The sequence below is a fragment of the Massiliimicrobium timonense genome, from assembly GCF_002160865.1.
Lineage (GTDB): Bacteria > Bacillota_I > Bacilli_A > Erysipelotrichales > Coprobacillaceae > Allocoprobacillus.
The window spans coordinates 1-12,779 of the sequence record NZ_NFLJ01000012.1; the positions used below are offsets into that span (position 1 = coordinate 1).

The following is a 12,779-nucleotide window of genomic DNA, read 5'->3' on the forward strand; positions in this document are numbered from 1 at the left end:
TACGGATACACATTATGTTTTAGCAACAGATGAAGAATTGAAAGATTTCTTAAAACACCAAAATGATTTGTTCTAATATAAATAAATCTCTCATTTTTTGAGAGATTTTATTAATTTAAAAACCCAATCATGCAATGCATCATTGGGTTTCAATATTATCCTTTAAAGAAAGTATATGCTTCAAAATGAGCTTGTGGATGATCACATGCAGGACATCTTTCAGGTGCTTCTTTTCCTTCAAAAATAAATCCACAGTTATTACATTTCCACATCACAATTTCATCTTTTTTGAAAACTGTACCATTTTCAAGATTTTCTAATAATTTTAAATATCTTGCTTCATGCATTTTTTCAGCAACAGCAATGCTTCTACAAACATTAGCAATTTCAGGGAAACCTTCTTCATCAGCAATTTTTGCAAATTCTGGATACATATCAGTCCATTCTTCATTTTCTCCAGCAGCAGCAGCTTTTAAACATTCAGCAGTTGTTCCAAGCATGATTGGGAAATCACCTTCAACATGTAAAGCTTCACCTTTTAATTCAGCATTTAATAGTTTCATTAATCTTTTTGCATGTTCTTTTTCTTGATTAGCTGTTTCTTCAAAAATATTAGCAATTTGTACGTATCCTTCTTTTTTAGCGATTGAAGAATAATAAGTGTAACGATTTCTTGCTTGAGATTCTCCAGCAAAAGCATGTAATAAGTTGTTAGCAGTTTTTGTTCCTTTTAATGTAGGCATCATGATGCCCTCCTTCCTATGATTTTTGTTTTAAACAATGTAAACATGTTCCATGAAAAAGAATTTGTGCACTCTCAACAACATGTTCAGATTGTTCATTGACCTTATTAATAAGTTCTTCAAGTATTGCTGGTTGACAAACAATATCTTGAATTGATCCACATTGTTTACAAATCATATGAAAATGTGAATCCATACGTGCATCAAAACGAATCACTCCATCACCAATATCTAAGCGTGTAATTCTATGATGATCGGCCAGTAAATTCAAATTACGATAAACTGTTCCTAAACTAATGTCTGGAAGTAATTGTTTGACTTTTGTATAAATATCATCAACACAGGGATGGGTACAATCATTTTTTAAAACATCATAAATTGTTTCCCTTTGTTTAGAATATCTTAATTTTGTTTCAGACATACGCTCAACCCCTTATTAATAATGGTTACTATTATTATAGCATACATCTTTATATTGTCAAATATTGTAAACCTAAACAAATAAAAAATGAACATACACCATGCAATAATCTTGATAAGACATATGATTTAAATGAATAAGGAATACCATCTAATATATTATCAACTTGCATTAAAACAGATAATCCCGAAAAAGATAAATAAAAACTGACAAAAGGATAAACTAAAAAATGCTGATATTGTAAAAGTTGAATGGAACCAGAACTAAACTCTAAAAATCCTTTGATAATACTTAATAAAAATGGATCATGAATAATGGCTTGAAGACTATAACCAACAAATTGAAAGACAAGCATATAACCTAAAATAAAAATAAACGCAGTTAAAGAAGTCGTGATGCTTTTTTTTAATGCCTCAACAAAGCGTATATGAGGATGAATAATGGGAGTTAAACTTTGTTGAAAAGACATCCATTGATAATCATGGTGATAAAAAAGTGCTTTGAAAATGCTAGGAAGAATATGACTGAAATAAATCATCAAAGCGATAGAAAAAGGAAGTTTTAAAGAAACAAAGATAAAACTTAATGATGAAAAAGAGGCAATGGAAAGAAGATGCTGAAGTTGAGAAATATTGATATATCCTAGTTCATAAGATTCCTTTAACATTTTCGCGTTGGTTGGATAACCACAAAAAAATGACATAAAATATAAAGAGGACATATGAGGTGTTAGATGAAAGAGGGGAGAAAAGAGAAATTGGATAAAATAACTGATGAGTTGAAAGATTCCTAAGGATAAACATAAAGAAATGAGAATCATAAAGGGTAATAAAGAAGGTAATAAATTGGTGAGGACTATTTGAATGACTTGAGAAGATATTTTAACAATTTGAAACATATTAAAAAAAGAAAAAAGAGTTGTAAAAAGAACAAGGCAAAGTGTAAAATAATAATTAGCTTTTTTCATAAAGACTCCTTATTGAAAGTGGTGAATACATATGAAAGGAATATTAGTCGGTGTCAAATATCCTCAAATGACTTATGATTTTGAGGTTTCTATGCAGGAATTAGAACAGTTAGCTTTTGCTTGTGATATAGAAGTGAAGACAGTTGTTATTCAAAATTTAGAAGTGATTTCTCCTAAATATTATATTGGAAAAGGAAAAGTCATGGACATTGGGGAACTTTTAGAAACGGATGATATTGTTATCTTCAATGAAGAATTAACACCTTTACAAATGAAAAATCTAACAGATATCTGGCAGGTTGAAGTGACGGATCGCAGTGATTTGATATTACGTATATTTGCTTTAAGAGCTAAAACAAAAGAAGCCAAGTTACAGGTAGAAATGGCAAGACTGGAATATACTTTACCAAGACTGGCAGGAATGAAACAGAACCTTTATTCACAACAGGGAGGAATGGGATTTCGTGGTGCTGGGGAAAAGCAGATTGAATTGGATCGTCGCCGTATTCACCGTCAATTGACACAAGCCAAAAAAGAATTGGAAGCTATTGAAAAACAACGTCAAACACAAAGACAGTTAAGAAAACATCATCAAGAAAAGGTTGTTTGCCTTGTTGGTTATACTAATAGTGGAAAATCGTCTTTATTAAATCATTTTACAAAGAAAAAAGTAGACGCTAAGGATATGCTTTTTGCTTCGCTTCAAACAGCATCAAGACGAATTTATTTTAAAAAACATCATTTGATTATGAATGATACAGTAGGTTTTATACATCAATTGCCTCATTCTTTTGTACAGGCCTTTCGTTCTACATTAGAAGAAGTCAAAGAAGCAGATTTACTTTTACATATCATTGATGTTTCTTCACCATATTATCATAATCAAATAGAAACAACCTTATCTGTATTAAAAGATATTGGTGCTCATCATATTCCTATGATTTATGTGTATAATAAAATAGATTTGCTTCCTCAATTACCCATCTTTGAACAAGAAAACAGTATCGGAATATCAGTCAAAGAAAACTTATATTTCAACGAATTAGAAGATATGATTATTCATACTCTCTTTAAAGATTATGAATTAATACATGTATATATTCCCTATGAACAAGGAGATATTTTTAGTAATATTGAATATCAATATGAGATTGTTCAATTAGAATATTTAGACAACGGCATTGATGTGAGTTTCTATGTGAATCAGGCTCATAAATCACGTTATCTTCCTTTTATAAAAACTGACGGTTAATCCGTCAGTTTTCATCTTGAAACCAGAAATGATTATAAGTATATTTAAAGACACGGTACCACCAAGTATCACCTGTTCCTTTGATTGTTTGTATGATATTGTTTTGATCGTCTAATTCCACTGTTTCAAAAGCACTGCCACTATCAATAATTTTATGATTTTCATGTTCCTGTACAGAACTCACATAACCAGAATAAGTGACAGGAATACTTTCAACTAATTCAAATGTTCTTTCATTTTCATCAATGAGATATTTATAGTAGTATGATTGTTTACCTTTATTCCCTTCTCCTGTATCATAATAATAAGGATCATTTTTATAGTCATAATCACGTGTCGTAGAAATCGTGTTATTATTGTTGTAGAAGTACAAATAATATTGTCCATCAGCAAGTTTGTCATCTTGTTGATAAGTCACACAATGTTGACCCGCATTTAAAGAAAAATCACCGATTTGTGTTAAAAGGAATTCATCATAGCCACTTTCCTGCCAAAAAAGAGGAGAACCAATCATATAGTCTATAGTGGGAGAATCATAAATAGAATTGATTTTAATGATTGTTGATGTTTCTCTTGAACTGATGATTAAACTGTCTTTATCGACCAGCTGCAGGGCATTAATATGCATCCAGTCCAGAGCTTTATCTTGTGATGAATCTAAATTCTGACGATAGTTGATAAAGAGTTCTTCAAGATCAATAACTTTTTTGATTTCATGTGTTTCTTTATCAATACTGATGATTTTATCTTCTTCAGTATCTGTATTGCTTTGTGTTGCTAGAACAAGAAAATCATTGTTTGAACCATTAATATAATCATGATGTAAACGATAATGCCCTGTATCATAGAACTGTGTGATTTGTCCCAGTCTGTTCATTCCAGCTAAAAGTGAAGATGAAACACTATAATACATTGCATCATCATCAAAGAGTAAACGATGAGCACGATAGGAAATGATAGGAATTTCACTTCGAATGACACCATTATTATCATATAAGAAAATATAATCAATATCATCATCGTTTTCACTTGTGTCATTACCCAGTATTGTATAAAGACCATTGCTGAGTTGTTGTGTACTGTTTCCTTTTTCAATGGAAACATAGGCATTTTCATGACCACTTAATAATGCAGGAGCATCATAAGTCCATTGATAACTGGTAATAATGTCACCATCTTGATTTGTAGCAGTGAGCGTTAATGTGTTTTTTCGATTTGGAACAATACCGATTAATTGATATTCATGTTCAGTTGTATAATCACCGTACAGTTTACGGGAAAAATCTTCTAATCCATCTACATGAACTTGATAGGAAATAACGGCTGGTTCTTTTGTATAAAAATAAACATATAGACTGGTTGTATTTGTTTGGAAAGGATTTTCTAATATTAAAGGATCATCGAGTGTATAATTCTTATTTTTCATCACATTAATATTGTCTTTGATTTGATTTTGATAGGTTGGGGTATAGACTTCTTGAATATGTGATAATAATTCACTGGAGTGTGTTTGTACATTATCTAATTTTTGATAAATAAAAAAGGATGTGATAAGAATACAAATAAGAATTATTGTACATATAATGAGTTTTTTTCTATTCATCATATTCTCTCCTTACAATAAAGAAAATGATGTATCCTAATAAGAAAATAAATATAAAAATAAGTGGTATTATCTTTTTCATAGTATCTCCTCCTTATTAAAAGTATAAGGATATAATAACGAAAAAGATTGTGATAAAATATGGAAATTGTGGAGAATAAAAAAATCCAAGTTTTATGATTGAACTTGGATATTTTTTTGAATTGTTTGAATAATAGCACGATAATTCTTTGTCGCAAAGAGTGTAGCATCAATACGATAAACAGGAATCTGATGTTTTGTGAATGCTAAAATATCAGGCTCTAAATGAGCAATTTGGGGAGCCAGATATAAAGCATCATAATCTTGGTAATGTTTATAGAGTTGATCTAAAGATAAGGATACAAGCTGAAAATGAATGTTTTCTAATTCACAGACTTGTTGCATTTCTTCGATAAAAACAGATGTTGATAATCCACCCGTACAACATAATGCAATTTTCCATTCTTTTTGCTGAGTATATTGAACCATCGTCTGATAAAATTCTTTAAATAAATGGGTACATTGGGCTAAATCTGTCATTGTAAAATGTAAGTAAAAAATGAGTTTATCATCACTTAAACGTGAAATTTCTTCTTCTATAATGTGATTATACCAGATTGTGATTTTCCCTTTGACTTTTACAGATTCAAAACAAATAATTTGATGTTTTTCATTGTCCGTTTCAACAAAACAGTGAATATAGTCTTTTTGATATTGTTTTTGATATGAGAGAATCCATCGAAAGAAAAGTTGATTATAAACAGAAAGATAGAATTCATTGAACATGCTAATCACCTACTGCTTTTATCATATACTATTTTGATGAAGATGGCTAGTTTTTACCGAAATTGAAAAGAAACGTTGTAAACAAACAGAACAACTTTGAAAAGTGACATAAATTATAGAGAAAGGAGGGTGCTATATGGAATGTAGTCGAGTATATAATATTGCTCAAGTGGATACAGGTTGTCATATTAGTGTGAGTAATGGTGTAGAAACAGCTATTAAAAAACCACTTCAAATTACCAAAACAGTGGATAAAGAAAAGGCGTGTACAGGAGAAATTTTAACGTATACTATTTTTATTCAAAACACATCATTAGTGGAAGAAACACAAGTGGTCTTTAGTGATGAACTAGATGAAAATGTTGTTTATGTCAATGAGTCATTTACTGTCAATGGACAAGCACAAACACCAGCACTTGACAATCGTACACTTTATTATGTGATTTCAACTATTGAACCAATGTCCAGTGTTGAAATTATTTTCCAAGTGCGTATTATTGAATAGAGGCTTAAGCCTCTATTTTACATAGAAATTATTTTGAATAGAGATTTTTTTAAAATAAAGATGGGTTTAGTTTATAAAAAAATATAATTATGATAGAATGTAATGGGGTGATGATATATGGAAAAAAGAATATTTGTTATATCAGATCTTCATGGACAATTTGTATTACTTCAATTGTTGTTGGAACGTATTGGTTTTACAGAAAATGATGAACTTTATATATTAGGGGATATTATGGATCGTGGACCTAATAGTATTGATATTTATTATTTTGTGAAGGCTATGGATAATATTCATATGATTAAAGGAAATCATGAAATCATGATGCGTCAATCTATGTTGGCAGCTTTGAAATATAATGATTTAGATTCTGAACGTTCTAATCCTTATCGTTTATGGAAGCAAAATGGGGGACATAAAACAGTTGATAGTATTCGAGAATATTTACAAAAAGATTACATTCCCTATGAAGAATATTTTGATTTAAAACGTATGTTTATTAAAGAATTGATTTCGTTTATTGATTCATTACCAAGTTATTATGAATTAGATTTGAATGGAAAACATTATGTTTTAGTACATGCAGGTGTTGATCCGGAAATTCCTTTAGAAGAAAATGATGAAGAAATTTTAGCTTGGATTCGTGAATACTTCTATTTGAATGAAGCTAATCCGGATTATACGTATATCTTTGGGCATACACCTTGTTGTTTTATTAATGAAGATCATTCTTTTAATATTTGGTATGATCCAGATTATCATAATAAGATTGCAATAGATGGTGGCTTAGCTGTTGGTAATAAAGGACAATTAAATTGTTTATGTCTGACAACTGGAGAAGTCACAGTCTTAAAATATGATGAGGGGCAACCTCAATGAGAAGTGCTTTCTATAATCTCATCAATTTCATTAATATGACCAGTATTCATGATGTGTACTGGGGTGCTGCCAAAACGATTTTAAAGAATATTTATAAGATACCTGATAGTAGTATTACAGATGTCGCCAAAATGTGCTATGTTTCTACCGCAACGATTTCCAGACTTTGTCGTAAACTCAGTTATGAATCATTTACTGATTTTAAAAAAGATGTCACAATGAATTTGCATTTTTTTAATCAAGATGCGAAAAGATTACTGTTTGATCATCAGTTACCTGCACCTGAAACAATTGATGAAGGTAAGGATATTTTTAAAAATCATTTTCAAAACGTGATTCATAATTTACAGGATACTTATGATAATCTACGTTATGAGGATTTAATCTATATTGTTGATAAAATTCATGAAGCGAAACATATCTGTTTTGCAGGTAATTTCTTTACCCAGTCTGTATCTATGCAATTACAGATTGAACTTTCCTATTTAGGAAAAGACTGTGTTGCTATGTATCCTTTAGAACAACAAAAAAATATCTATAAAACATTAAAAGACTATGATTTGATTATTGTTTCATCTATTGCTGGGGGATTCTTTAAAGATCATATTGAAACAATGCGAGAATTGGTGAAAACAGAAGCTTATATTATTGCGATTACACAATTAGATGAGTTTCCATATAGTGATAAGGTAGATATGATATTGAAAGTGGGTAATGATCATCATTCATTGATTGGAAAGTTTTCTGTAACATATATTTTTGAAGTTTTAGAAGCGTTATATCATTTAAAATATGGAATGAAAAATAATGAGAAAAGCAACGATGATTAAACATCGTTGCTTTTTGAGTAGAAAGAAACAAGAAGCACTTGATTAGGACAGAAAACTTTATATGGGAATGATGAAGGACCACTGATTCCATTAGATACAATTAATGTAGCATTTTTTTCTTCATATGTTCCATGATTATATGTTTTTGCTCCTTCAATAGGGAACATACTGCCAAGATATGGGAAATACACAGAACCACCATAACTATGACCGGAGAGTTGTAAATCTACATAGTTTTTGGCTTGAATAAAAGTATCAGGTTGATGTGAAATGCCAACAACCAGTTTATCCTGTGTTTCTTTGAGTTTTGAGAAGTCGTATTCATCGTCATAGGCGACAAGTGTAAGTGATGTATCTTTGTAATATAATGGACGTGTTTCATTATTGAGCACTTCAAAACCACCATTGTTAAGCACTTGTGTGACTTCTAATGAAGATTTTTCATCTCGTTCACCAAGTATAGCAAGTTTTCCATATTGACATTGAATACTTTTTAAAATTTGTGAAACTTCATCAGTTTTAAAGACCTGATCATCATATAAATCCCCACCAAAAATAACCATATCAAAAGGATAATTGTTTAATTCTTTAACAATTTCTTGAAAACGAGTTATGCTTTCTTGGTTTGTTAAATTGATATCGGATAAAAAGGCAATCTTTAAACCATTGAGTTGTGAAGAAATTTGTGAATTGATATAATTTTGTTCATGAAATTCGTAATCTTTAGGTGAAACAGCATAGACATAATATCCCAGAAAACATAAACCAAAGACGATTAATAAAATCATTAATCGTCTGATGAGCTTTTTCATACTTTTTTATTCATAATGACAGGAATAATCATTGGATTTCTTTTTGTTTTTTGATAAAAATAAGGAGCCAATGTATCCCTGATTGTATTCTTGATTTCACCAAAAGTTGTCTTTCTCTTTAATAAATGAGAAAGTTCACGACTCACTAATAACTCTGCTTCACGAATCATTTCTTTACTATCCTGCATATAAACAAAACCACGTGACATAATAATAGGTTTATTTAATAAACATCCTGCACGAGAATCCATTGAAATAAGTACAGATACCATGCCATCTTCACTTAAAATCTGACGATCTCTTAATACAGCAGTTGATAAACCGGTAATATCATTACCATCAACATAAATATCATCAACATGAATACGTGGTCCTAAACGAGCTTCTCCATTATGCAATAAGATAGAATCACCATTTGATAAAACAAAAGCATTACCTTTTGTCAGTCCCACTTCTTCAAATAATTTAGCATGAATCTTCAACATACGATATTCACCATGCACTGGGAAAAAATACTTAGGACGTGTCAACAACAACATTAATTTCTGTTCTTCCTGTGAAGCATGTCCAGAAGTATGCAAGTTATTAATAGCCTCGTTTGTTAAAACTCTGGCACCCGCACGATAGAGTTTATTGATAACTTTGCTGACACTACTTGCATTACCGGGAATAGGGTTAGATGAAAAGACAACAGTATCACCCGGTTTAATAGATACTTGACGATGTGTTCCATTAGCAATTCGACTTAATGCAGCCAGTGCTTCTCCTTGACTTCCGGTACATAAAATAAGAATTTCATTATCGGGTAAATTCTTTGCTTCATCATTTTTGATAAAGAAACGGTCTGGACATTTGATGTAACCAAGTTTACGAGAAACTTGAATATTGTTTTCCATAGAACGTCCAAATACTAGAATCTTACGATTGAATTTCACAGCTGCATCAATAATCTGTTGAACACGATGGACGTTAGAAGCAAATGTCGCTACGATTAAACGACCTTCAGTTTTTCTAAATTCTTCCTGTACACTATAAGCCACTTGCTTTTCACTAATCGAAAAGTTAGGTACTTCAGCATTGGTAGAATCACTTAACAATAAAGTAACACCTGTTTCGCCAAGAAAAGACATCACTTGGAAATCAGCTGGATCACCAACCGGTGTTAAATCGAATTTAAAGTCACCTGTTGAAACAATGCGTCCATTAGGTGTATTAATAACGATTCCTAATGATTCAGGAATAGAATGATTTGTCTTAAAGAAACCAATATTAAAATATTTTGTTTTGACTTGAGATAAATTATTAATTTGAATTAATTTTGTTGCTTGAGTTAAACGTTTTTCTTCAAGCTTTCTTCGAATCATTGCACAAGCTAAAGGAGATGCATAGATAAAAGGAATATGAACAACCTGTAAAAGGAAAGGAATTCCTCCAATATGATCTTCATGACCATGTGTAATCAATAAAGCTTTGATTTTTTTCTGATTACGTTTTAAATATGTATAATCAGGAATAACATAATCGATACCAGGTAATCCATCTTCTGCAAATTTTACACCAGCATCAATAATGACTAATTCATCCTGATGTTCAATACAATACATATTTTTTCCAACTTCATTTAAACCTCCTAATGCAAATACCTTTGTATCAGAAGATAATGTTTCATTTTTCATTTGTCTGTTTTTATTATTATAGGGTGTTCTTCTTTGATAAGAACGTTTTTGAGGCATATCCGCCATTCACTTTCACCTTTCTTTCATTATAATATATGTCTTTTTCATGATTTTTCAATAAAATAAAAGTATTGATATGTATTTATATTATACCATTTTTTATATATTTTTTCATTAAAGCATATGATTTTTATCTGTGATTAACAATAAAAATTTATGATTTATCATGTTGACATACTGTATCATAACTGAAAATAAAGTGAAATGCAAGAATTTAACAAAAAAGCTACTCGATGAGTAGCTGGGTTAAATCTTTTTACATGCAGCAATGGCTAAAGAATGAGGACCAATATGGCAGGCTACACTTAAAGAAAGTGGATCACAGATAATGTCATGATTTGGGAAGGCTTCTTCGACTTCTTTTTTGAATTCTAAAGCCTGATCTCTATCATAAGTGTAGGCAATCATAATACGTGCATCAGACATATCTTCATGAGTTGGGTCAATACGTTCTTGGATGTCATGACGTAAAGCTTCAATCATGATTTTAGCGGCTTTTTGCATTGTACGTGTCTTTTGGAAAGAGTCTAGTTTTTCACCTTGAATTGTTAAAATTGGTTTGATTTTTAATAATCCTCCAAGTGTTGCAGCGGCAGGAGTAATACGTCCTCCTTTTTTTAAGTATTCTAGTGTATTCACTGTTATATAAATAGAAGCATTTAATTTGTTTTCCATTAAAATATCATAAATTTCTTGAGCGCTTTTGCCTTGTTTGGCCAAAGTCATAGCATCTAATACATCCCATTTTTGAGTGACAGAAATACGTTGAGAATCAACAACAAAAACTTTTCCTTTATAGGCTTCATCATCTGCCAACATCATAGCAGTCTGACAAGAACCACTTAATCCACTTGACATCGGAATATGCACAATCTGATCATAATCTTTTAAAATACGATCAAAGAAAGCTGTGACTTCTCCTGTGGCAGGTTGTGAAGTAAAGACTTCAGCACCATTCATTAACTTATCATAAAACTCATCTTGTGTGAGATTAATATCTTCTTTATATTCTTGACCATCTATTGTAAAAGGCATAGGTAAAACAAAGATTCCAAGTTCTTTTGCTTCACTTTGAGTGATACCACTATTACTGTCGGTCATGATTGCTACTTTCATGAAATAACCTCCTTATAACAATAATACCATTTTATCTCAATATAAAAATAATGCAACAATTTTTGTGAATTGAAGCTATAAATTCATAAAAAATTTAACTATATCAAATAAAATATGATAAAATAACGAAAAAAGAAAAGAGGAATAAAAATGGTAGAACAATTGATTCATAAATATGCAGATGCAGGTATAAATTTTTTAGAAGCAGCTATTCTTTTTGTTGTGGGATGGTATGTAGTGAAAATGATTTTACGTATTTTATCAAAAATGATGAAAAGAAGTCAGATTGATGCAATTATTGAAAACTTTGTGATATCTATATTAAACATTGGATTAAAGATTATTGTCATTATTACTGTGATTGCTAAATTAGGTGTTCCTACAACATCGTTAGTCGCTGTTTTAACAACAGCAGGAGCAGCAATCGCTTTAGGGTTGCAAGATTCTTTAAAAGGAATTGCTTCTGGTATCACAATTTTGTTTTCTAAGCCTTTTGTCAAAGGGGATATTATTGAAATTGATGGATATGTGGGAACAGTCCAAGAAATACAGCTCTTATATACGATTGTCATGACATTTGATAATAAGATGGTAGTGATTCCTAATAATGATTTAGTATCATCTAGCTTCGTCAATTATTCACATGAAGATGTACGTAGAGTGACAATGACTGTAGAACTTCATCCAGATAATGATATTCCCCAATTTAAAGCAGCACTTATGCAAGTCATTCAACAGCATCCCTATGCTTTAAAAGAACCAGCACCAGTCATTAAAATTGGTGAATATAAGGAAAGAAGTGTATCAATGCAAATATGGGTATGGGCAGAAAATGATCATTTTTATGATTTGAATGATGACTTATGGGTTGCTATTAGAAAGATATTTAAAGAACAAAATATCAAGATTCCAGCCCAACAAATTGATGTTCGTATCCAAAATTCTGATATAAAATAAGATGAAAATTGTATAAACTTTCGTACAATTTTTACATAATTGTATACATCATTAAAAAAACATATCATATATTTCTTTAAAACAGAAATAACGTATTGAATTGGTCGTATAATTACAAAAAAGAAAAAAATAATAAAAAAAACTATTCCCA

The 12,779-nt window shown here is 30.6% G+C and carries 13 protein-coding genes; 5 read left to right on the plus strand and 8 right to left on the minus strand.

Annotation, left to right across the window (positions count from 1 at the left end; all coding sequences use genetic code 11):
- Positions 1 to 155: 155 nt before the first annotated feature.
- From rbr to B5E75_RS05190, 3 genes are read right to left on the minus strand one after another with little or no spacing between them, the layout of a single operon-like run.
- Positions 156 to 743, minus strand: a complete 588-nt coding sequence (gene rbr / locus B5E75_RS05180; protein WP_087357724.1) for a rubrerythrin — start codon at positions 741 to 743, stop codon at positions 156 to 158.
- Between the two features lie 16 nt (positions 744 to 759).
- Entirely contained in the window at positions 760 to 1,164 is a 405-nt protein-coding gene (locus B5E75_RS05185) for a Fur family transcriptional regulator (protein WP_087357725.1), read from the minus strand.
- Positions 1,165 to 1,213: 49 nt separating this feature from the next.
- On the minus strand, positions 1,214 to 2,131 hold the full coding sequence (locus tag B5E75_RS05190) for a nucleoside recognition domain-containing protein (RefSeq protein ID WP_087357726.1): 918 nt from the start codon (positions 2,129 to 2,131) through the stop codon (positions 1,214 to 1,216).
- 31 nt (positions 2,132 to 2,162) lie between these two features.
- Between B5E75_RS05190 and hflX the strand changes: the two genes are divergently transcribed.
- Entirely contained in the window at positions 2,163 to 3,383 is a 1,221-nt protein-coding gene (gene hflX, locus B5E75_RS05195) for a GTPase HflX (protein WP_087357727.1), read from the plus strand.
- 4 nt (positions 3,384 to 3,387) lie between these two features.
- Here the strand turns inward: hflX and B5E75_RS05200 are convergent, their stop codons facing one another.
- A complete protein-coding gene (locus B5E75_RS05200) occupies positions 3,388 to 4,986 on the minus strand; it encodes an aryl-sulfate sulfotransferase (protein ID WP_241146627.1) in 1,599 nt (532 codons plus the stop codon).
- 174 nt (positions 4,987 to 5,160) lie between these two features.
- Positions 5,161 to 5,793, minus strand: coding sequence for a PTS sugar transporter subunit IIB (locus B5E75_RS05205; protein WP_087357729.1), 633 nt, complete (start codon positions 5,791 to 5,793; stop codon positions 5,161 to 5,163).
- Positions 5,794 to 5,929: 136 nt separating this feature from the next.
- Between B5E75_RS05205 and B5E75_RS05210 the strand changes: the two genes are divergently transcribed.
- The 3 genes from B5E75_RS05210 to B5E75_RS05220 all read left to right on the plus strand — a co-directional run bounded on the left by B5E75_RS05210 (position 5,930) and on the right by B5E75_RS05220 (position 8,007).
- A complete protein-coding gene (locus B5E75_RS05210) occupies positions 5,930 to 6,298 on the plus strand; it encodes a DUF11 domain-containing protein (protein ID WP_087357730.1) in 369 nt (122 codons plus the stop codon).
- Positions 6,299 to 6,415: 117 nt separating this feature from the next.
- Positions 6,416 to 7,177, plus strand: coding sequence for a metallophosphoesterase (locus B5E75_RS05215; protein WP_087357731.1), 762 nt, complete (start codon positions 6,416 to 6,418; stop codon positions 7,175 to 7,177).
- Positions 7,174 to 8,007 carry a MurR/RpiR family transcriptional regulator gene (locus tag B5E75_RS05220; protein WP_087357732.1) on the plus strand — a complete coding sequence of 278 codons (834 nt, stop codon included), beginning with the start codon at positions 7,174 to 7,176 and terminating at the stop codon, positions 8,005 to 8,007. Before B5E75_RS05215 ends, B5E75_RS05220 begins: the two co-directional genes overlap by 4 nt.
- Here the strand turns inward: B5E75_RS05220 and B5E75_RS05225 are convergent.
- The 3 genes from B5E75_RS05225 to B5E75_RS05235 all read right to left on the minus strand — a co-directional run bounded on the left by B5E75_RS05225 (position 8,004) and on the right by B5E75_RS05235 (position 11,671).
- Complete coding sequence (locus B5E75_RS05225) at positions 8,004 to 8,819, minus strand: metallophosphoesterase (RefSeq protein WP_087357733.1); 816 nt, start codon at positions 8,817 to 8,819, stop codon at positions 8,004 to 8,006. The two genes, B5E75_RS05220 and B5E75_RS05225, sit on opposite strands and share 4 nt — an antisense overlap.
- Positions 8,816 to 10,561: a ribonuclease J1 gene (gene rnjA, locus B5E75_RS05230; RefSeq protein ID WP_087357734.1), complete on the minus strand. Its 1,746-nt coding sequence runs from the start codon at positions 10,559 to 10,561 to the stop codon at positions 8,816 to 8,818. The genes B5E75_RS05225 and rnjA overlap by 4 nt, the downstream gene beginning before the upstream one ends.
- A gap of 240 nt (positions 10,562 to 10,801) precedes the next feature.
- Positions 10,802 to 11,671 carry a DegV family protein gene (locus B5E75_RS05235; protein WP_087357735.1) on the minus strand — a complete coding sequence of 290 codons (870 nt, stop codon included), beginning with the start codon at positions 11,669 to 11,671 and terminating at the stop codon, positions 10,802 to 10,804.
- Between the two features lie 150 nt (positions 11,672 to 11,821).
- Between B5E75_RS05235 and B5E75_RS05240 the strand changes: the two genes are divergently transcribed.
- Positions 11,822 to 12,628, plus strand: coding sequence for a mechanosensitive ion channel family protein (locus B5E75_RS05240; protein ID WP_087357736.1), 807 nt, complete (start codon positions 11,822 to 11,824; stop codon positions 12,626 to 12,628).
- Positions 12,629 to 12,779 lie beyond the last annotated feature (151 nt).

What these genes read in the sequence shown, in the direction of transcription:
- rbr (WP_087357724.1), bottom strand. Translation starts at nt 743, where the DNA reads ATGCCTACATTAAAAGGAACAAAAACTGCTAACAACTTATTACATGCT.
- B5E75_RS05185 (WP_087357725.1), bottom strand. Translation starts at nt 1,164, where the DNA reads ATGTCTGAAACAAAATTAAGATATTCTAAACAAAGGGAAACAATTTAT.
- B5E75_RS05190 (WP_087357726.1), bottom strand. Translation starts at nt 2,131, where the DNA reads ATGAAAAAAGCTAATTATTATTTTACACTTTGCCTTGTTCTTTTTACA.
- hflX (WP_087357727.1), top strand. Translation starts at nt 2,163, where the DNA reads ATGAAAGGAATATTAGTCGGTGTCAAATATCCTCAAATGACTTATGAT.
- B5E75_RS05200 (WP_241146627.1), bottom strand. Translation starts at nt 4,986, where the DNA reads ATGAATAGAAAAAAACTCATTATATGTACAATAATTCTTATTTGTATT.
- B5E75_RS05205 (WP_087357729.1), bottom strand. Translation starts at nt 5,793, where the DNA reads ATGTTCAATGAATTCTATCTTTCTGTTTATAATCAACTTTTCTTTCGA.
- B5E75_RS05210 (WP_087357730.1), top strand. Translation starts at nt 5,930, where the DNA reads ATGGAATGTAGTCGAGTATATAATATTGCTCAAGTGGATACAGGTTGT.
- B5E75_RS05215 (WP_087357731.1), top strand. Translation starts at nt 6,416, where the DNA reads ATGGAAAAAAGAATATTTGTTATATCAGATCTTCATGGACAATTTGTA.
- B5E75_RS05220 (WP_087357732.1), top strand. Translation starts at nt 7,174, where the DNA reads ATGAGAAGTGCTTTCTATAATCTCATCAATTTCATTAATATGACCAGT.
- B5E75_RS05225 (WP_087357733.1), bottom strand. Translation starts at nt 8,819, where the DNA reads ATGAAAAAGCTCATCAGACGATTAATGATTTTATTAATCGTCTTTGGT.
- rnjA (WP_087357734.1), bottom strand. Translation starts at nt 10,561, where the DNA reads ATGGCGGATATGCCTCAAAAACGTTCTTATCAAAGAAGAACACCCTAT.
- B5E75_RS05235 (WP_087357735.1), bottom strand. Translation starts at nt 11,671, where the DNA reads ATGAAAGTAGCAATCATGACCGACAGTAATAGTGGTATCACTCAAAGT.
- B5E75_RS05240 (WP_087357736.1), top strand. Translation starts at nt 11,822, where the DNA reads ATGGTAGAACAATTGATTCATAAATATGCAGATGCAGGTATAAATTTT.